At 68.8% G+C, this 19473-nt stretch carries 18 protein-coding genes and 1 tRNA gene; 7 read left to right on the top strand and 12 right to left on the bottom strand.

Annotated features, from left to right (window positions below; genetic code table 11):
• The first annotated feature begins 372 nt into the window (after positions 1–372).
• Together ATC03_RS01535 and ATC03_RS01530 are read left to right on the top strand one after the other, a co-directional pair.
• Positions 373–1158 carry a winged helix-turn-helix domain-containing protein gene (locus tag ATC03_RS01535; RefSeq protein WP_074400959.1) on the top strand — a complete coding sequence of 262 codons (786 nt, stop codon included), beginning with the start codon at positions 373–375 and terminating at the stop codon, positions 1156–1158.
• A 451-nt stretch (positions 1159–1609) separates the two neighbouring features.
• Entirely contained in the window at positions 1610–2083 is a 474-nt protein-coding gene (locus ATC03_RS01530) for a MarR family winged helix-turn-helix transcriptional regulator (protein WP_067872274.1), read from the top strand.
• 276 nt (positions 2084–2359) lie between these two features.
• Here ATC03_RS01530 and ATC03_RS01525 read toward each other — a convergent pair whose 3' ends face one another.
• Positions 2360–2668 carry a GNAT family N-acetyltransferase gene (locus ATC03_RS01525; RefSeq protein WP_067872271.1) on the bottom strand — a complete coding sequence of 103 codons (309 nt, stop codon included), beginning with the start codon at positions 2666–2668 and terminating at the stop codon, positions 2360–2362.
• Positions 2665–4032: a hypothetical protein gene (locus ATC03_RS01520; RefSeq protein ID WP_152030821.1), complete on the bottom strand. Its 1368-nt coding sequence runs from the start codon at positions 4030–4032 to the stop codon at positions 2665–2667. The genes ATC03_RS01525 and ATC03_RS01520 overlap by 4 nt, the downstream gene beginning before the upstream one ends.
• 409 nt (positions 4033–4441) lie before the next feature.
• Between ATC03_RS01520 and ATC03_RS01515 the strand changes: the two genes are divergently transcribed.
• Together ATC03_RS01515 and ATC03_RS01510 are read left to right on the top strand one after the other, a co-directional pair.
• Entirely contained in the window at positions 4442–5401 is a 960-nt protein-coding gene (locus ATC03_RS01515; protein ID WP_067872265.1) for a sulfite exporter TauE/SafE family protein, read from the top strand.
• A gap of 159 nt (positions 5402–5560) precedes the next feature.
• Complete coding sequence (locus tag ATC03_RS01510) at positions 5561–5902, top strand: hypothetical protein (protein ID WP_067872263.1); 342 nt, start codon at positions 5561–5563, stop codon at positions 5900–5902.
• Between the two features lie 83 nt (positions 5903–5985).
• Here ATC03_RS01510 and ATC03_RS01505 read toward each other — a convergent pair.
• From ATC03_RS01505 to ATC03_RS01475, 7 genes are all read right to left on the bottom strand, one after another.
• Positions 5986–6058, bottom strand: a tRNA-Arg gene (locus tag ATC03_RS01505).
• 108 nt (positions 6059–6166) lie between these two features.
• On the bottom strand, positions 6167–6568 hold the full coding sequence (locus ATC03_RS01500) for an MmcQ/YjbR family DNA-binding protein (RefSeq protein WP_067872260.1): 402 nt from the start codon (positions 6566–6568) through the stop codon (positions 6167–6169).
• A gap of 57 nt (positions 6569–6625) precedes the next feature.
• Complete coding sequence (locus ATC03_RS20455) at positions 6626–6802, bottom strand: hypothetical protein (protein WP_156997172.1); 177 nt, start codon at positions 6800–6802, stop codon at positions 6626–6628.
• 31 nt (positions 6803–6833) lie between these two features.
• A complete protein-coding gene (locus ATC03_RS01490) occupies positions 6834–8993 on the bottom strand; it encodes a peptidase domain-containing ABC transporter (protein ID WP_067872253.1) in 2160 nt (719 codons plus the stop codon).
• Positions 8990–9400 (bottom strand): hypothetical protein, encoded by a 411-nt coding sequence (locus tag ATC03_RS20450; protein ID WP_067872250.1) that lies wholly within the window; start codon positions 9398–9400, stop codon positions 8990–8992. The genes ATC03_RS01490 and ATC03_RS20450 overlap by 4 nt, the downstream gene beginning before the upstream one ends.
• A complete protein-coding gene (locus ATC03_RS01480; RefSeq protein WP_067872247.1) occupies positions 9397–12675 on the bottom strand; it encodes a type 2 lanthipeptide synthetase LanM family protein in 3279 nt (1092 codons plus the stop codon). The genes ATC03_RS20450 and ATC03_RS01480 overlap by 4 nt, the downstream gene beginning before the upstream one ends.
• A 70-nt stretch (positions 12676–12745) precedes the next feature.
• Complete coding sequence (locus ATC03_RS01475) at positions 12746–12955, bottom strand: hypothetical protein (RefSeq protein ID WP_198168726.1); 210 nt, start codon at positions 12953–12955, stop codon at positions 12746–12748.
• A gap of 471 nt (positions 12956–13426) precedes the next feature.
• Between ATC03_RS01475 and ATC03_RS01465 the strand changes: the two genes are divergently transcribed.
• The 3 genes from ATC03_RS01465 (at position 13427) to ATC03_RS01455 (ending at position 15936) form a co-directional block, all read left to right on the top strand.
• Complete coding sequence (locus ATC03_RS01465) at positions 13427–14374, top strand: ABC transporter ATP-binding protein (RefSeq protein ID WP_227820194.1); 948 nt, start codon at positions 13427–13429, stop codon at positions 14372–14374.
• Positions 14367–15170 carry an ABC transporter permease gene (locus ATC03_RS01460; RefSeq protein WP_067872241.1) on the top strand — a complete coding sequence of 268 codons (804 nt, stop codon included), beginning with the start codon at positions 14367–14369 and terminating at the stop codon, positions 15168–15170. Before ATC03_RS01465 ends, ATC03_RS01460 begins: the two co-directional genes overlap by 8 nt.
• Positions 15171–15372: 202 nt before the next feature.
• A complete protein-coding gene (locus ATC03_RS01455; protein ID WP_067872238.1) occupies positions 15373–15936 on the top strand; it encodes a helix-turn-helix domain-containing protein in 564 nt (187 codons plus the stop codon).
• A gap of 99 nt (positions 15937–16035) precedes the next feature.
• Here ATC03_RS01455 and ATC03_RS01450 read toward each other — a convergent pair whose 3' ends face one another.
• The 3 genes from ATC03_RS01450 to ATC03_RS01440 form a co-directional block, all read right to left on the bottom strand.
• Entirely contained in the window at positions 16036–16974 is a 939-nt protein-coding gene (locus ATC03_RS01450) for a carbohydrate ABC transporter permease (RefSeq protein ID WP_227820308.1), read from the bottom strand.
• Positions 16975–17024: 50 nt separating this feature from the next.
• Positions 17025–18008 carry a carbohydrate ABC transporter permease gene (locus ATC03_RS01445; protein WP_179947893.1) on the bottom strand — a complete coding sequence of 328 codons (984 nt, stop codon included), beginning with the start codon at positions 18006–18008 and terminating at the stop codon, positions 17025–17027.
• 83 nt (positions 18009–18091) lie between these two features.
• Positions 18092–19453 carry an ABC transporter substrate-binding protein gene (locus tag ATC03_RS01440; RefSeq protein WP_067872235.1) on the bottom strand — a complete coding sequence of 454 codons (1362 nt, stop codon included), beginning with the start codon at positions 19451–19453 and terminating at the stop codon, positions 18092–18094.
• Between the last annotated feature and the right edge of the window lie 20 nt (positions 19454–19473).

The following is a 19473-nucleotide window of genomic DNA, read 5'->3' as shown; positions in this document are numbered from 1 at the left end:
TGATCCTGCCGGATGCCGGGGGGCGGCCTGCACCGTCTGCGTCGTCACGAGGCGTCACGCGACCGTCACGGATTGACACATCCCGACCCGTCGGATTGACTATCGCTCATGACTGACACCGCACGCACCCTGATCGCCCACGAGGCCCTCAGGACGACCGACATGATGATGTCGGCGCGTGTTTCCATGTGTTGTCGAATGTGCCGCTGACCGCGACCTGACCGCCGAGTCGCCGTAGCCGATCTCCTCTTCGCTCGGCAGCGACTCCTCGAACCCCGTTCACCCGGGTTCGCACACCGGCCCCTTCTCGGCCATCGCTCCACCCCGTCCTGCGGGGTGTTCGCTGCACCTTCTTCTCGCAAGGAATCCATCATGTCTCTCGCTCTCGCTCCCGTCCGCACCACCGCCACCGCTCGCACCGAGGCCCCGCTCACCGCGGCTCCCCGCATCAGCGGCTCGGCCATCCGCAGCGCGGCCCCTCTGCAGGCTCCGACCGGCTCCGCTCCGGCCGCGCCGCTCGTAGACCGCGCTCCCCGAGTCCGCGCCGTGCCCGAAGGCACCGAGGCCCGTGGCTTCGTGCTCTACGTCGGCATCGACGAGACCAAGGCCGACGTCGACGGCACGACGCTGCACCGCATCGTCGAAGCCCTCCGTGCGCTGACCGGCGAGATCGCCCCGTCGGCTGAGACCTACGCCGCCGTCGCCCTGGCTCCGGCCGGTGCCGGCGGTCGCGACGTCGACGTCGTGCGACTCGCCCTCCAGGACCCGGCGGCGCTCGCCAAGCAGCGCGACGCCGGCGAAACCCGCGCCGACGCGGACCGGCACCCCAACGGCGTCATCATCGACATCTCGCGCAAGCGCGTACTCCTCGACGGCGAGCCGGCCGGCCTCACCTACAAGGAGTTCGAGCTGCTGCAGTTCCTCGTGCTCCGCGAGGGCCGCACGATCGACCGCCACGAGCTCATCGACAACCTGTGGGCCGGCGAAGAAGAGGTGCCGAGCGAGCGCACCATCGACGTGCACGTGCGTCGCCTGCGCTCCAAGCTCGCGCACTACCAGGACATCGTGCGCACCGTGCGCGGCGTCGGCTACCGCTTCGACCGTCACGCCGACGTGTCGATCCGCCAGGCCTCCACGCCCTCGCCCGACCTCTACTGAGCACCGCCCTGCTGAGCGCACCGCTCGCCCGAGAACCGCTCCACGGCCCGCCGCGCATCACGCGCCGCGGGCCGTCGCGGTTCGAGCATGCACCTCCCCAGCATGTGAGTCCGCCTCGCGTTCGGGAGGTCAGCGGAGACTCATCGGAAGGTTTCCGAAAAATCACAGATTGATAACTAGCGCCCGTTACCTATCCGTTATATATTCGGTTGTGCACCGACTGTTTGCTGTGGCGGTCGGTGTGGAATGTGATTGCAGGACACTCTTGGTGCAAGGGTGAGGGTCGGACGTCAGCCTCTACGTCCGGCCCTCATCCGTTTCCGGACTCGGGCGAAACCCGGTGGCCGATCGCCCATTTCGCGTGCCGTTGCCTATTCTGGTCAGGAGTCCTGCGACGCGACCCTGCACCGCATCCGGACTCGATCGCCGCCCATCGAGCCGAAGGAGTCGCGTGGCCGACCGAGTGATCGCCGTCAGCGCTTGGGAATCCCTGTTCCGAGCACAGGTCACCGTCATGCGCGCCCTGGCCGACACGTTCCCGACCGAGCTCATCTCGCTCAACGAGTACGACGTGCTCTTCAACATCTCGCGTTCACCTGGCCGACGGCTCCGCCTGAAGGACCTCAACCGCTCGGTGCTGATCAGCCAGCCGAGCGTGAGCCGCATGCTCGACCGGCTCGCGGCCCGCGAGCTCGTCACCAAGTCGCCCGACCCCGACGACGGTCGCGGCACGATCGTCGCGATGACCGACCACGGCTTCTCGCTGTACCGCCGCGTCGCCATCGAGCACATGCACGCGATCGAGCGGAACGTCGGTGCCGGGCTCGGAGACGACGAGCTCGTGGCGCTCACCGACCTGTGTCGACGCATGCGGTTGGCGATCGCGGACCCGCTGGTCGGCGAAGGCCCCGACACCCGCGACTGAGGCATGACGCGTCAGCGACGTGCTTCGTCAGCGGGCATGACAGTGGGACGGGAACCCTACCTCCCGCCCCACCGCGGCCTCTCTGGAGGCCTCCCCCTGCCGAGCGACCCGAACTGAGCTCGGCGAGGCAATCCAGAGGGAAATAGCAGTCATGTCATGGTCCCCGGACCCGCACATGGCGGACCGGCCGGTTTCGGGCCGACTCTGGTCTGCTCGAATGCTATCCCCGTGCGGCGCCGCGCACAGTGCCCCGAATGAGGGGTAAATGAGCGAACTTCAGGGCCAGTCGACGGATGCCTCGTAGCCGGGGTGTTCGCGCAGGTACGCCGCGATGAACGGGCAGCGCGGCACGATCCGGAGTCCGCGCGCCACCGTGTCGTCGAGCGCGAACTTCGCGAGCCGGCCGCCGATGCCGCGGCCGCCGAAGGCCGGATCCACGACGGTGTGCGTGAAGGTCACGGCCGAAGGCGAGGCCACGAACACCGCGACGCCGGCCTGAACGCCGTCGACGGTCACGACGTAGCGACGCGCGGCATCCTCTCGCACGATCTCGACGACCTCGTCGACGGACTCTGCATCGCTCATCGTGGGATCCCTCTCGCTTTCGGCACGTGCTCCAGGGCGGTGTCATCCGGCTTCCGCTCTTGAGCCAGTATCACCGGGAACTCGACGCGCAGCACCTTCACCCCGCGGGAGACGCCGCGCTGAGCGACGTGCAGGGCCGCGAGCGCCGCGCCCGCGGCATCCGTCGCCGTGGCTTTGATGGTGCCCGGCTCGCGCGACATGACCGTGAGCGCGATGAGCCAGACGAAGATGAGCGAGAACGCGATGATCTCGAAGACCGTGAGGCTGAAGACGTGCAGGCCGTCGTAGAGCACCATCGCGGCGGCCTCGACCAGCACGAACGCGACGGAGAGCACGACGAGTCGGAGCGGCGCAGCGCGCACGAGCAGCCGCAGGCCCACCGCGGGCACCGCGAAGCAGACCGCGGCTCCGAGGGCGAACGCGTTGTGGAGGTCGGTCGCGGTGTCGATCGGCACGAGTCCGACGCCCGCGAGGCAGAGGCCGAGCAGCACGATGCAGACCCGCACCACGCGGATGCCTCCGGCCGATGCGCCGTACCGCGGTGCGGCGAGTCCGCTCGTCAACGCCCGGGCCAACAGCACCATGGCGAGCCCCGAGAGCACCGCGCCGGCGTTGAACGAGAACGCGGCCGCGTCGTCGGTCGTGCCGAGCGTGCTGAAGTTCAGCGCCCACCACGAGCCGGTTCCGGTCAGGCTCATGCTCGCGATGGAACCGGCCGCGAGCGTGAGCGCGGCGAGGTTGAAGGTGCGGTACGCATGATCGTGCACCGCGACCCGGTGCAGGCAGAAGACGGCGAGCGCGAGTCCGCCGCCGAGCACGACGGCGACCGCCCACTGGCCGCCGGGCACGGGGTTGAACGCCGCGGCCGAGAAGTGCACGCCGAGCGCCGCAGCGGCGAACCACGACCCCGCCGCGAGCACCGCCCGGTTCTCGGGCGTCGAATGGATGCCGAGCCGGTGCAGCAGTTCGACTCCCGAGCGCGACGCCGAGGCGATCGTCAGCGCCACGAAGACGCCGATCGCGGCGCACGCCCCGATGAGGATCGCGCCCGCCTGACGGTCGTGCCACGCGGCATCGATCGGGGCGCCCAACCGCGGAGCGAACAGCTGGAACACGGCCACCCCCAGGAACAGCGCGACGAGGATCGCGAGCACGCGGCGCATCACGCTCGCCGTCACGTGGTCGCGGAGTCCGTCGAGACGCCGACGGGCCTCGCGGCGCTTGGCCGCGGCATCCCGTCTGGCCGCGGGATCGCGCCGCTGGGGGGGCCGTCGATGGTCTGCGGGGTCGCCGAAGGGCGCGAGCCGGGCATCGCCCCCCGCAGCACCGACCCTCGAACGCTCGTCGATGTCGGTGGTCGTCATCGCCGACGCCACCCCAGACCCCCTGAGAACCGTGCGGCCATGTCCCGAGCCTTCGCGGTCGGCGTTCCATCACAAGTTCCACCGAGCGTAACCGGCGAGACCGGTACTGCAAAGATCCGGCAGCATCGCGAGGGATGCTGCACAGCGAATCCACAGGATCCGGAGACCGATCTCCGCACCTCGACGGCCATGCGCGCAGCGTCGGTCGGAACCGAGCCGAGCGCGTTCGAGTCGGCCGGAGACCGGCAACCACCGCGTCGGACCGCCGGACAGCGAATTCCCATGTGACGACGTGCTTCGTCACGAACGGACTTGGTTCGACATGTCGGTTGTCGGCTCCGCGCGACCCCCATAGATTCGCGGCTGATCCGTTCCCATTCAGGGACTCCCTACTCGGAAAGAAGGCGTGATGCAGACCCTCGTCCTCCTGGCGCTCGTCGGGTTCGCCGCCCAACTCGTCGACGGCGCGCTCGGCATGGCGTACGGCGTCACGTCGACCACGCTGCTGCTCGCGATCGGCGCGAACCCCGCCGCGGCCAGCGCCTCGGTGCACCTCGCCGAGATCGGCACGACCCTGGCCTCCGGCGCCTCGCACTGGCGCTTCGGCAACGTCGACTGGAAGGTCGTGCTCCGCATCGGCATCCCGGGCGCGATCGGCGCGTTCCTCGGCGCGACCGTGCTGTCGTCGCTGTCGACGGATGCCGCGAAGCCGCTCATGGCCGGCATCCTGCTCGCCCTGGGCGTCTACCTGCTCGTGCGCTTCACGTTCCGCGCGCTGCCCAAGGTCGATTCGGCCAAGCCGCTTCGCCTGCGGTTCCTCGCACCGGTCGGCCTCATCGGCGGATTCCTCGACGCCACCGGCGGCGGCGGCTGGGGCCCGGTCGGCACGCCCGCCCTGCTCGCGTCGGGCCGTATCGAGCCCCGAAAGGTCATCGGCTCGATCGACACGAGCGAGTTCCTCGTCTCGGTCGCCGCCAGCATCGGCTTCTTCATCGGCCTCGGCGCCGAGGGCTTCGACCTCGGCTGGGTGCTCGCGCTCCTCATCGGCGGCGTGCTCGCTGCACCGCTCGCCGCCTGGCTCGTGCGCAAGCTGCCCCCGCGCCTGCTCGGCTCGCTCGTCGGCGGCCTGATCGTCTTCACGAACGCCCGCACGATCCTCATCGTGACCGAGGCGTCGCCGCTCGTCACGAACTCGGTGCTCATCGCCATCGCCGTGATCTGGGCTGCAGCCGTGGCCTACGCGGTCCGAACGCTGCGCGCCGACCGCCGACTCGAGGCCGAGCTCGCCGCGTCCTCCATCGAGGCCGACGGCGGCGACGAGCGACTGGTCGCCGAGAACGCCGGGCCGTCGGGCGGCGAGAACCGCTGACCCGACGCACGCGCGACGGCCGCCCCGCGGCATCCGCTCGCTCGCATCACTCGAACAGAGGCCCCCGATCTGCTGATCGGGGGCCTTACCCGTTCAAGCCCTCGGCGACGCGTGTCAAGCCCGTGGCGACGACTGCGTCGCGGGCGTACGGTCGGGCTCATGAGCGACATCGACCCCCCCACGCTGCCGTCGGACTCCCCTGACGGGTCGACGGACATCTCCGAGGAACGCAAGCGCTACACCGAGCAGCTCGGCGACGGCACGCCCACTGGCCACGCCACCGAAGACCCGCACGAGGACACCGACACCGCCTCGGGCGGCGATCCCGACGACGAGGGCCGGAACACCGTAGGCGGCGACGACGAGGGCCGGAACGCCGGTGCCGAGCAAGGCGAGAGCTCAGGCCTGCCGAAGAGCGCCGAGCCGACGCGGCCCGAAGACGTGAACCTCGACGACGGAACCGACCCCGAAGGCGCACCCATCGACAACCCGTCGGGGTGATCGGCGCACGAGCCGAAAGCAGAAGGCCCCGTCTTGCGACGGGGCCTTCTGTACTGTCTCAACCAGTTCTCTTGCAATGCAAGTGCGCCCGGAGGGATTCGAACCCCCAACCTTCTGATCCGTAGTCAGATGCTCTATCCGTTGAGCTACGGGCGCAGATCTTCAATTGTGTCGTCTTCTGGGCTGTGTCCAGCAGCAGGCAACCCCGTTACTCTATCCCAGACCGTGCGCTCGCGCCAATCGAGCGAAGGCCACCCCGATGGTTCACAGCGAGCCCTCAGCACCGGGTCGCTGGGCATCGAGCGCGACAAGCTGGCGCTTGAGGGCGACCTGTCGATACGACGTCTCGATGAGCTCGGCGAGCAGCTGCCAGTCGGTGTGCGCAGCGTCGAGGTCGGTGCCCACCCAGTGGTTGCGATCGAAGTACGGCACGCCGTAGAAGCGATCGTCCTGCACGAGCGCGCGATGCTCGTCGGGATCGGTCTTCACGACGATCGAGAAGGGCCGCTCCATGTGGGCACTCACATACGTGAAGATGGGCTTCGCAGCGCGGAACGTCGGCCGCCCCCATGCCTGGACCTCGACGGCCTCGGGCAGTGCGAGACACAGGCTCCGCACGCGTTCGACGAGCGGATGCCGCGGGTCGACGACCTGGGGATGCTCCACGCCGGGCAGCCTACGCCGGCCCTGCGACATCCGTCAGCTGTGCCGACCGCACCCGACTCACTCCCTCGATGCGGCCCGTCGTGCGCGCACCCATCGCACGCACCCGGGTACGAGCGCGAGAATGGCGACCACCCAGAACAGGTAGGTGAACGGCGCTGCCCCGAACAGCACCGCGTTCGCGACGAATCCGAGGATTGCGACCGCCACGATGACGATCTCGATCGGCTTGATCATGTGCTGCTCCATTCAGTCGGCTTCTCGATCTTCAGGCTAGTGCGGAGGACTGTCGGGCGAAGAAGTCGGCGTACCCGGGCTCGGAGAGCAGCTCGTCGTGCCGGCCCATGAGCTCGACCCGTCCGTTCTGGAGGTAGAGGATGCGGTCGGCGTCGACGATCGTGCTCAGGCGGTGCGCGATGACCACTCGCGTGCATTCCAGCGTCGCCAGGTTGCGGCAGACCTCGTACTCGGTTCGCGCGTCGAGGTGGCTGGTCGCCTCGTCCATCAGCAGGATGCGGGGCGACGCGGCGACGGCTCGAGCGATCGCCAAGCGTTGCAGCTGACCGCCCGAGAGACCGAGGCCCGCCTCACCGAGCGGCGTCTCCAGACCGAGGGGCATGCGCGAGATGTCGCCCGCGAGGCCCGCCATCGTCGCCGCGTGCACGACGGCCTCGTCGGTGATCCACAGACGACCGAACCGGATGTTCGAGCGCAAGGTGCCGCTCACCGCATCGGACGCCTGGGTGACGATGCCGAGCTGCTTGCGCACGCTGCGCAGGTTCATGCTTCCGAGCCCGGTGCCGTCGAACCCGACCGTGCCCTCGGTCGGTCTCAGGAGTCCGACGAGCACCCTCGCCAGCGTGCTCTTGCCCGATCCGCTCGGCCCGATGATCGCGATGAACTCGCCCGGCCTCACGTCGAAGCTCACGTCCTCGAGCACGTTCGATGTGTTGGAGCCGTAGGCGAAGCTCACCCCCGAGACCTGCACCGCGCCGGAGATCTCGGCCGGCGGCAGGTCTGCGCCCACCTCCTCGCTCGGCTCGTCGAGGATGTCGCGCAACCGCTCGAGATGGACCCTCGCGGTCAGGAGCGACTGCAGGGCAGCCCCGAGCGCCGCGATCGGAGCGAGGGCCGCTCCGGCGAGCACGTTGAGGCTCACGGCTTGCCCGACCGTGATCTCCCGCGTCAGCACGAACACCGACGCGACGATGAGGAAGAGGACCGGGGTGAGGTAGCCGACCCCCGCGAGAAGTCCTGAGACGAGGTTGTCGAGTCGCCGCCGACCCACCGACGCCTGCAGCTGCTTCGTGAAGTCGACGGACCAGCGCCGAAGCGCCTCGTCCTCGAGGCCGGTGCTCTTGACCATCTCGATCCCGCTCACGGTCTCGAGCAGGACGCTCTGCGCGTTCGACATCTCGGCGAGCTCGCGCTCGGTGAGCGCCTGCGCCCGCCGCGTCGCAGACAGGACGACGGCGATCTGGATCGCCGCGATGACGAGAACCACGAGCGCGAGCGCCGTGGACTGCAACGAGATGACGAACACGTACCCGATCACGAAGAGCGAGTCGATCATCAGCGAGAGCAGTCGGCTGCTCAGGACGTCGCGAACGTAGGCGGTGCTCGAGACGCGCACGAGGATGTCGCCCAATTGCCGAACCTGGAAGTACTTGTACGGCAGTGCGAGCAGATGCTGCAGGAAGTCGCCCATGAGGGAGGCGTCGAGCCTCGTCTCGAGCCACAGGAGCAGCTCGGACCTCACGAGGAACGAGGCGAGGTAGGCGACCCCGAGCAGCGCCACGCCGAAGAGGATCGGCCCGAGCGCCGATGGCTCGTCGCCCGGGATCACGCTGTCGAAGATGTACTGCATGATCGCCGGCGGAACGAGCACGAGCCCGAACAGGAGCAGCGCCAGGACGGCGATCGCCCCGATGCGGAACGGCGACCGCGGAATGTACGGGCGCACGAACCTCAGGAAGTTCAACGGCGGCCTCGGCACCCGCACGAAGGACTCGTTCGGGGTCAGGACGAGGGCCGCACGGCCGAAGTCCTCCCAGAACTCCTCGGGCGTGACCGACGAACGCCCGAGTGCAGGGTCGACGATGCTGACCGAGTCACGATCCAGGCGCTCGACCACGACGAAGTGGCTGCGCTTCCACGGAGAGATCGCGGGCAGCGGAACCTGCGTCAGGTCCTCGGCGGACTGGACCCGGTACGCGCGCGCATCGAAGCCGTTGGAGCGGGCGAATTCGGCCAGCTGGCGCATGCTGGCGCCATCTCGACCCGTATCGATCTGACCGCGGATCTCGCGGATGGAGGTGTAGCGGCCGAGCGCGGTCGCGACCATCGCCAGGCACGCGGGCCCGCACTCGGCAACGGTCGACTGGACGACCGCTCGGATCTTGCGCGGCCGACGCCGAGGTTCGGTCATCGTCGTTGCACCAGAACCTGGATGAAGGGCTGTTCGGGGAACTTCGCGATCGCCGAGGAGCCGAGTTCGGGCAGCGTGGACGGGCGGTCCTCGAGGCGGATCGTGACCTCGATCGCGTTCGAGTCCGGAATCGGCGAGGTCGAGAGCACCCGGCCCCGGAACGACCCGACGGAGGTGGTCAGGCCGATCTCGTCGTCGGGTTCGACGTGAGGCAGTTGCAGTCCGCCGAACCTGATCCGCTCGTCGTGCGCGGCGATGATGGCCACCTGGGCGCTCGTCGCCATCGGCATCATGCTGAGATACAGCCCGCACGCCGTGAGGGCGAGGGCCGCGGCGACGATCCATCGGCGATGGATCCTGAGCTCGAAGTCGACGATCCCGGGCGTCGCGAGGGGCGTCACCGTCATTCGCCGTGCCCGTTCCGCCTCGCCAGCACGCCCGGACCTTCGAGTGCGAGGATGTTCGGCTCATGCTCGGGATCCGCCGAGAAGGCCAGCCCCCAGGCGATGCCGCTGAGTCCCGTCATGAGTCCGGGGGTCTCGGCATCGCTCGGGATGCCGCATTGCCAGCCCCGTTCCTCGGCCCTCGCGAGAATGGCCGACCAGGCGCGCTCGCGCACCTCGCGATCCGCGGGGATCCGCTCGCCCCAGGTCCTGGCGACCGTCTCGGCGATGACGAGGTTCCCGATGTCGCCATGGCAGAGGCAGTCGCTGCCCTGGCCGAAGGGGAGGCCGGTCGTGACGCCGATGGATTCCTGGGTCGCACGCACGCCGGCTGCGATCTCCTCGACGACGGCCGACTCGAGGGGTTCGGACAGTCCTGAACCCAGCAGCTCCGCGCGGGCGAGCACAGCGCCGGGGCTGCCGTGGCACCACGCGCGCATCTGGAACTGCGCACCGATGCTCTCGTCCCTCAGGTCGGCCCAGTCGCCCGTCGAGGGATCGTGATGCTGCCGCTCGAATGCCAGCGCCCCCTCGATCGCGCGGGTGTACTCCCCATCGGGATCCCCGATCTGCTCGCGGAGGCGACTGAGCGCGAGTGCCACGCCGACCGCCCCGTGGGAGAGCCCGACGAGTGGGGAGGCGTTGAAGGCGGACGGCCAGGACATCGCGTCGCCATCGATGGTCGCCGCGGCGAGGAGCTGCGTGGCGCACAGGCGCGAGAGTTCGAGTGCATCCGGGCTGTCGCCCGCCTCGGCCAGGCTGAGCAGGCTCAGGATCGCACCGGCGTTCCCGGCGACGACGTCGTGGTGCGCGTCCTCCATGACGAGGATCCGCAATGCCGGGATCAGCTCCTCGGCCGCGGCGCGCAGTTCGTCGTCGCCGTATCGGACGGCGCCATGGGAGAGCGCGTAGATGAGGCCGGAGAGCAGGCCGAACGCGCCGGAGTCGAAGCCGGTCCGCTTCTCGGGGGCGACGTCGAGCATCGCGAGCGTCGAGACGGATCGGGCGGTCTCCGCCAACTGGTCGAACAACTCGACGGCAACCTTCCTCGCCGGGGCGTGGAACTCCCCGATGGTCGCGAGCGCCATGGCGATACCCGATGTTCCGGAGTAGAGGTCGACGCCGAGCGCCGCCAGATTCCACCACCGCTCGCTGACGAAGCCGAGCCCGAACCACCCGCGCTGTTCGCCGTCGGTCACCGAGAGGTCGATGATCGCGTCGGCCACCTCGACGGCCGCGGATCGCTTGCCGTCGGGCGAGACGACCCCCTTGAACTCCTCGGCCGGCTGAGGCGACGACGGCTGGTCGCCCTCCCTGATGCGCGCAGACGCGAACGTGTAGCGGATCACGCGCAACTGCGGCGCGAGGTCGGCTTGGCTCGTGCGAGCCACGAACTCCCTCACCGCAGGAAGGGGGGCGAGCTCTCGCCGACCCACCTCGTGATCATCGAGCCCGTGGAGCACCACGCCGTCGGACGCGCGGACCTCGAAGAACGGGATGTCGCCGACCGTGAGGTCCGCGATCTCGGCGCGGATCATCTGCGCCCGGTCCGGTCGGCCGACATAGCCTCCCAGCAGCTTGCCGAGGCACATCGTCCGGTCGAGGGCGTCGCGCATGAAGTCCGGATGATACGAGTCGATCAGGACCTTGCCGTAGAGCGCGGTGGGCCGGGAGATGAACCGGCTCCTGGTATCGAGGAACCCGTCGAGGAGTCCGCCTTCGCGCAGCCAGTCGGACTTGCCGTCCATCACGCTCGCGAAGGCGGTGGAGAAGCCCTCGGTGAACGCCGACTCGCGTTCGACGATGTTGAATCGCTCGCCCTCGCCTCTCGGCGAGTTCGGCCGCGAGGGCATCACCGGAACGCCGGATTCCATGCGCACCTCGTCGGTTCCGTCGCCATGCACCAAGGGCACCGCGATGATCCCGTTCTGGTCGCCGCGCGCTCCGATCGCGCTGATGTCGGTCATCACGGCCTTGCCGTCGACGGTCGCCACGAGCTTGGTCGGCAGTACCCCGATCGAGTACACCGATGCGGTCAGGAACTCGGTCGCGACGTTGCGGACCATGGCGTTGCCGACGGATGCCGCTTCCTTGTCGACGTGGAGGAGCGCCTCCAGGTCGACGGCGATCGGATGGTCGCCGACGGCGACGATGTTCTCGTAGTGGAAGTCGGTCGCGCGGAGGAAGTGGAGCAGGGCCGTGAGCGCGCCGAGCCGCCAGGCGTACCGGTCGGCGCCGTCGATGTCGGTGGCGGCGTCGCCGTCGACGAATTCGAACCAGCCGTGATCGTCTCTCGCGACGTGGCGCACCGCTCGCAGCTCGTAGCGGGGATGGGTCGAGTTGAACCACGCGATGACCGCATCGAACGCCTGGTCGAGATCGTTGCGCCGCGGCTTGTAGACCACACGCCCGAGATCCGTCTCGACGATCGCGACGGACCGACCCTCGCGGTGGCTGTCGCCGCCACCGAACTCGACATGGAGCGAGCTCGGAGTGCGCCCGCCCCAGAAGCGATCGGCGATCGCGGGGAGATCGTCGAGGAAGGCCTCCGCGAAGTCGGTGCTCCGCTCGATCCAGAAGCGCAGTCGTTCCGTGACGGCCCTGGCCATGACCGGGTATTCGCGCAGGATCTCGAGCCGGGACGACGGCGAGCGCAGCGTCTCGACATATGCCGCGAAGCGTTCTTCCGACGTCGCACCCGACAGGGAGCCCTCCTCGCGGGCGATGTTCACCTCGAGGATCATGGTGCGACTGCAGACCGACGAGATGTCGTTGACCGGCAGCGCGGAGGCGAGCGCCTGCACGAGGCTCTTCGCAAGCGCCTCGGGGCATGCACTGCGAGCGCTCCTGACGCGCAGTCGTTCGCGGAGCTGCGCCTGGGCGCCGAGCACCAGCGGTCGCACGACCTCGAACATGCCGAAGGAGTCCGCCTCGACGTCGCCTTCGACGGAGGCGCCGATCGTCCAGAGCTCGCGGAACGACGTCAGCCAGTCCGGCCAGGCCCCCTCCGATGCCGCCTCGCCATCGGCGGGCACCGATCCGAGCAGGCCGAGGAGTTCTTCGGTGGTCACGCCCAGCGGGGCCACCTTCTCCTCACGGCTGAGCCGATCGTCCCTGAACACCGGCAGTTGCTGCCATCGGTTCCATCGCAACGACGCGAGTTCGGTGTCTGATCCGCCGTAGCCCGCGACGGGCCCCCGCTCGGCCGCCGATTCGGCGAGGCGCCAGGTCTCGATCATCAGTTCTTCCCCTTCGGATCTCGAAGCGACCCATGGGGGCAGCGCTGATCGACCGCCCCCACGGGCCGTGCTACCACTTGCAGACGGTTCCGCAGACGGCACCGCACACGGTGAAGCCCGACCACCACGGGACGCACCAGCAGCAGCCGAACGTGCCGAGGGGATTGGTTCCGACTCCGGCCGCGTCGTCCATCTCCAGCTCGTCGAGCTCGGCCAGGTCGACCACGCCGGACGGGTGATGGACGCTTCGACCTCGGTCGGCGTCCTTCCAGGAATCCACGAGAGACATCATCGGCCCCCTATCGACAGCAGCCGGACGTGCCGAAGGTGCACGAACCGCAGAACGTGCCGCCCGGCGAACACCATGCCAGCGAGATGCCGACTCCGATGCTCACCGTGGCGCAGGCCCAGCCCGTTCCACCGTCGAGCATCTCCATGTCGGAGTCGCTCAACTCGACGATGCCTGATGGGTGGGTGGCGTCCGCCTCGCGGACCAGTGGCTCTCGCCACTCGAGTACAGCTCTTGTCACTTGTACACCTCGCTATCGATCACGCAGGCGGCCCCGTTGACCCCCGTCAGGGTGACACGGTAACGATGGGGAACCTGCGGTTCAAGCGATCGGTGAAGTCGATGCACCAGAGTGCATGCACCCCTTCGCATGTACCGCGGACTTCTTGCCCCGTCGATGCGCGCTCGTGTACGTTCCGGGAGAACGCAAGCTAGGTACTCGAGTTCTGGGGGCTCATTCCGGTGCGAAATCAGTCAGATCGAATAAGATCGCCAGCAGTACCCACGCCCATCGTGGTCAGCAATGTCTCGAAGAGGTTCGGCAGCCGGTTGGCGGTCGACGATGTCAGCTTCACCGTCGAACCGGGCCGGATCACCGGGTTCCTCGGCCCCAACGGCGCAGGCAAGACCACGACCCTTCGGATCCTCCTCGGCCTGTGTCGACCGACGACCGGGTCGGCCACGTTCGGCGACCGCACGTTCGGCGAGCTCCCCAACCCGAAGCTCACCGTCGGCGCCGCCCTCGACTCCGACGGGTTCCACCCGGCGCGGTCCGGACGGGATCAGCTGCGCATCCAGGCCATGGCCGCGAAGATCGAGCGCGGCCGAGTCGACGAGGTGCTCGAGCTGACCGGCCTCACCGAGTCGGCCCGCCGGCCGGTACGAGGCTATTCGCTGGGCATGAAGCAGCGGCTCTCGCTCGCCGAATGCCTGCTCGGAGATCCGCCGGTGCTGGTGCTCGACGAACCGACCAACGGGCTCGACCCGGCGGGCATCGCGTGGTTGCGGGACTTCCTCCGCTACCAGGCCGACCACGGCAAGACGATCCTCCTCTCCTCGCACATGCTCAACGAGGTCTCCCACCTCGTCGACGACGTCGTCGTGATCGATCACGGGTCGTGCCTGAGATCGGGTTCGATGGCCAGCTGGCGAGGTGAGACCGAGTCCGCCGTCTGGGTGCGAACCCCATCCGACGTGGAACTGCTCGCGTTGCTCGAGCGGACGGGCCACCGATGCGACGTCCGCGAGGGCGGCTGGATCCTGGTCCACGGCCTCGAGACCTCCGAGATCTCCGGTCTCGCGTTCGAGGCGGGCGTGCAGCTGACCCATGTCGAGCCGTACTCCCGAAGCCTCGAGGAGATGTTCTTCGACCTGGTGGGATCCGAGCAGAGAGGCTTCGCGCATGCCTGACCTCGCGAACCAGCTCAGGGTCGAGACCACCAAGGCCGTGACCACGCCGGCATGGTGGATCCTGGCGATCGTGCTGGCCGTCGTGCTCGGCGGCTTCAGCGTGCTGTCCTCCTACAACGTCGCGGGCGGCATCGCCGCGAGCGGAGGCGACCCGAGCGGCCTGCCGGTGAACTACCTCTACAGCGTGCCGGCCCGGATGGGATACCTGGTTCCGCTGCTCTTCGGGACGCTGATCGTGACGGCCGAGTATCGCCATCGCACGATCGCCCGCAGCCTCCTGGCGATGCCCTCTCGCGGGCTGACGATGATCGCGAAGTCGTCGACGGCGCTCGGCTTCGGACTCTTCTTCGGCGCGATCGGTGCGCTCATCGCGCTCATCGCCGTCGGGGGCGTGCTCGCCGCTCTCGGCCAGCCGACCTACCTCGACGACCCTGAGACGAGCGGCGTGGTGCTGCGGACGCCGCTGGTCTTCGTGCTCTGGGCACTCATCGGAGTGGGGCTCGGGTTCCTCGTGCGGAGCCAGACGATCGCGATTGTCGTCGTGCTCGCGTTCACGCTCATCCTCGAACCGGTGCTCACGACCGTCTCAGGGGAGAACGAATGGTTCCGGTCCTTCGGTCGCTTCCTGCCCGGGTCCGCGAGCATGTCCATCGCTTGGCCGCCGCCGTCGACGCTCGACGGTTCGATGGTCGCCAATCTCGACTGGTGGCAGGGTTCGCTGGTACTGCTCGGATACGCGGTGGCGGTCCTGGTCCTCGGATACTTCATCGGGTTCCGCAACCGTGACGTCGAATAGCGGTCAGGATGAATCGGAGCAAGTCCTCCGTTTGGACGACTTGAACGGCGGCCGACCTGCGGGTTGGCTTGGACGAATGAAGCAGCGGCAGCGTGGACGCGGCTGAGATGAGCCCGGCGACCATTTCTCGTGCATCGATGACGATGCGGCTGGCGGTGACCCCCGACTCGTCGGGCGGCTCGAGCGGTGAGGGATTCGCTCGATGTCCACGCTGATCGCCGATTCGCGCCGCGCCGTCGGCTGGACCATGCGCGATCTCGCGGAGCGCCTCGACGTCAACACCAGCACCATCTCCCGCATGGAGGCATCCGAACGGGACGGCACGATCGGGGTCGGAACCCTGAGCCGCGCGCTCGAGGCGATGGGCTTCAGTCTCCACCTCGGATGCGATCCCGCTCGCCGCGGCGACCTGGTGGCGCTCGAGCTCCACCGAGCCGTCGCTGAGCGGATCCGCGCCTCCCCCGGCGCCGTGCGCGCACGCGCGATGGAGAACATCGAGCGCCTCCGTGCGATCACCAACCGGGATCTGGCCCGGAGCTGGCTCGACCTGTGGGAGCAACTCGTCTCAGGGGACATCGAGACGCTCATCGACACGATGCTCGAGCCGTCCGTCCTCGGGAGGGAGCTCCGACGCCATTCCCCCTTCGGCGGGACCCTCACCCACGAGGAGCGCCTCGCCGCGATCGAGCGCGCGATCCGAGCCGAGCCCTCGGTCGGCACCGGGCCTGCGGAGGCGAGGCGGACCCGCGATCCGCTTCGGGCCTGAGGACGCGATCCGCTCCGAGGACGAGTCGAGGCCGACCCGCGGCATCCGTACCGCCCGATCGCCGCGCCCGGACGCGGCCGGCCGACCCGCGGCATCCGCTCACCCCTTGACCGCACCGCCGAGACCGGCGCCGCGCAGGAACAGCCGCTGGAAGACGAGGAACAGCACGACCGGGATCAGCGTCGAGATCGCGAGCGCGGCGAGGAACACGTCGAGCTCGGTCTGCGACTGCACGGCGGGCAGGCGCACCGACAGCGGCTGCACCGCGGGGTCGGGCAGCACGAGCAGCGGCCAGAGGAAGTCCTTCCAGGCGGCGATCACGGCGAACACCGAGACGACGCCGATGATGGGCTTCGACATCGGCAGCACGATCGACCAGAACACGCGGAGCGGCCCGGCTCCGTCTGTTCGTGCCGCCTCGAACACCTCCCTCGGCAGCGAGTCGAAGAACCGCTTCATGAGCAGGATGTTGAACGCGTTCGCGGCGGCGGGCAGCCAGACCGCCCAGTACGTGTTCAGCATCGAGACGCCGATCACGGGCGGGTGCAGGATCGTGAGGTAGAGCGGCACGAGCAGCACGACCGCCGGGATGAACAGGGTCGCGAGCACGAGGGCGTTGAGGATGGGCGCGTACTTCGGTCGCAGCACGCTGAGCCCGTACCCGGCGGTCGTGGCGATGAACACCTGGAAGAACCACGAGCCGGCGGCGACGACGAGCGTGTTGAAGAAGTACCGGTCGATGTGGATGTCGTTCCACGCGGCCGACAGGTTCTCCCAGTCCATGCCGTTCGGCCACAGTGCGAACGGCTGGGTGAGCGTGTCCTGCGTCGGCGTGATCGCGGCCTTCGCGAGCCAGAGGAGCGGCCCGAGGCCCGCGACCACGAGCCCGACGAAGAGGATCACGTGCACGGTCGACATCGAGACGCGCACCCCGCCGCGCTTGCGGTCGTGTTCGCTCAGGATGCCGCGGTCGGCACTGTCGTCGGCGGCGCTCTCCCCCTGCCGACGACGGGTGAGCTGGGCGAGGCGCGCGCGCAGCGGCACCGAGGCCGAGGAGGCGGCGGGGCTGGAGGCGGTTCCGGGGGTGGTCAATTCGTGCTCCAGCGGTCGGTCAGCTTGAAGTAGAGCCAGCTCAGCAGGCCCAGGAAGATCGCGAGCATGAGGCTGAGCGCGGTGGCCTCGCCGTATGCGCCGCCGAGGCTGTTCTGGAACGCGTAGCGGTAGATGAGCAGCAGCACGGTGAGCGTGGCGTTGTTCGGCCCGCCGCCGGTGAAGAGGTACGGCTCGAGGAAGACCTGCGCGGTGCCGATGACCTGCAGGATCAGCATGATGAAGAGGATGCCGCGCAGCTGCGGGAGCGTGACGTGCCAGATCTTGCGCCAGATGCTCGCACCGTCGACCTCGGCGGCGTCGTAGAGCTCGGGCGGCACGGCGATGAGGGCGGCGAGGTAGATGATGATCGACCCACCCGCGGCCGCCCAGGTCGCCTCGATCACGAGGGACGGCATCGCGGTCGCCGACGACTGCAGCCACGGCTGCGGCGGGATGCCGACGAAGCCGAGGATCGTGTTGAACACGCCGTCGGGGCTGGCGTTGTAGAACACCTTCCACAGCAGCACCGCGACGACCGGCGGCACGACGACGGGCAGGTAGGCGAGGGCGCTGTACAGGCCCTTGCCGCGCTTCACCTCGCTCATGAGCACGGCCATGATGATCGGCAGCGGGAAGCCGAAGAGCAGCGCGAGGCCCGCGAAGTAGAGGGTGTTGAGCACGGCGGTGCTCAGGTTCGGGTCGCTCAGCACGCGGGCGAAGTTGTCGAGGCCGACCCAGACCGGCGGAGTCACGAGGTTCGTCTTCTGGAAGCTCATGATCACGGACTGCACGATCGGGCCCCAGCTGAAGACGCCGAAGACGATGAGCATCGGCGCGAGGAATGCGAGGTTCCAGGCACCGCCGCCGCGGATCCAGGTCAGCGGGCTGCGACGGGCGCGCTTCGGACGAGCGGATGCCGCGGGCGGCCCGGGCACGGCGGCGGGCGGGGATGCCGCCGCGGGTTTCGCGGTGAGGGTCATCGGTGATCCTTCAGGTCGGGTGTCCGGTGGTCGAACGGGCGCCGCGGGGCGTCGGGGGCCGCCCCGCGGCATCCGCTCGGCCGCTACTCGTCGAGCAGGGCCTGCGCGTCGACGTCGACCTGCTCGAGCAGCGCGTCGATGTCGGCGTTCTGGTCGGTCAGCACGGCCTGCACGAGGTTGTCCATCAGGGCGTAGATCGGCTGGGTCTGGCCCTTGAACTCGCCCACGGGGGTCTGCTCGAAGATGCCGTCGAAGAACCCGGTCATCTGGTCCTGCGGCACGTTGACGTACGGCGCGATCCATTCCTGCTGCTGGTCCCAGGTGTCCTTGTCGAGCACCGGCAGCACGGGCGTGCCGACGGCCTGGTCGGAGGCGGCGAGCGCCTTCGCGTCGGTGACGGCGGCGTCCTCGTTCAGGAGCTTCTGCATGTAGTACCAGTCGATCCACTTGACCGCGGCGGCCTTGGTGTCGGCATCGAGCGTCGGGGGCATGACGGCGATGTCGCCACCGCCCAGCACGCCGCCGCCGTCCTCCGTCGGGATGACGGTGAGGCCGTAGACGTCGGGGCTCATGCCGAAGTCGCGCACGAGTGCGGTGTAGACGTCGGAACCGGAGGTGTACATGCCGATGTTGCCGGCCGCGAACTCCTGGTTGATGCTGCCCCAGTCGAGGTCGAAGGTCGAGCCCATCGCGTTGTCCTCCCAGCGGAGGTCGTGCAGGTACTCGAGGGTCGCCTTCGTGGCGTCGTTGTCGATCGTCGACGTGTACGTGCCGTCGCCGTTGTCGGTCTGCAGCGAGGCCCCGCGCGAGTCGGCCTGCACCGAGAGCTGCCAGCCGCCGGTGTTGCCCGCGGCCATGGTCGCGTACCCCGCCTTGCCGGTCTTCTCGGCGATGACCTTCGCGTCTTCACGCACCTCGTCCCACGTGGTGGGCGGCGAGTCGGGGTCGAGGCCGGCCTGCTCGAACAGGTCGCGGTTGTAGTGCAGTCCGTTGGCGTACGCCTGGCGGGGGAACCCGTAGAGCTTGCCGTCGCTGCCCGTGACCTCGTTCAGGATGATCGGGTTGAACTTGTCGGAGTATCCGAGGTCGTCGATCTCCTTCGTGACGTCCATGAGCTGGCCGTTCTCGAGCAGCGTCTTCGAGTCGGTGAACGGCACCGTGAAGACGTCGGGCAGGCTGCCGCCCGCGAGCTGCGCGGCGAACGTCGGCGCGGTCCACTCGTACTCGAGGCCGACGACGTCGATGTCGGGGTTGGCCTTCTCGAACTGCGCCTCCTGCTCGGCGAAGGCGTCGTAGGCCGCCTGGTCGGCGCCGGGCGGGAAGGTGGCGACGCGGAGCTCGAGCTTGCCGCTGTCGCTCGAGGCGTCGGCGCTGCAGGCTGCGAGCGAGCCCACCATCGCGAGCGCGGCGATGCCGGCGATCACGACTGTTCTCGGTGACTTCATTGTCCAGTCCTTTCGGTGCT

It is taken from the genome of Agromyces aureus (genome assembly GCF_001660485.1).
GTDB lineage: Bacteria > Actinomycetota > Actinomycetes > Actinomycetales > Microbacteriaceae > Agromyces > Agromyces aureus.
Note: the sequence above shows the minus strand (reverse complement) of the source record. Positions and strands in the feature narration are given on the sequence as shown.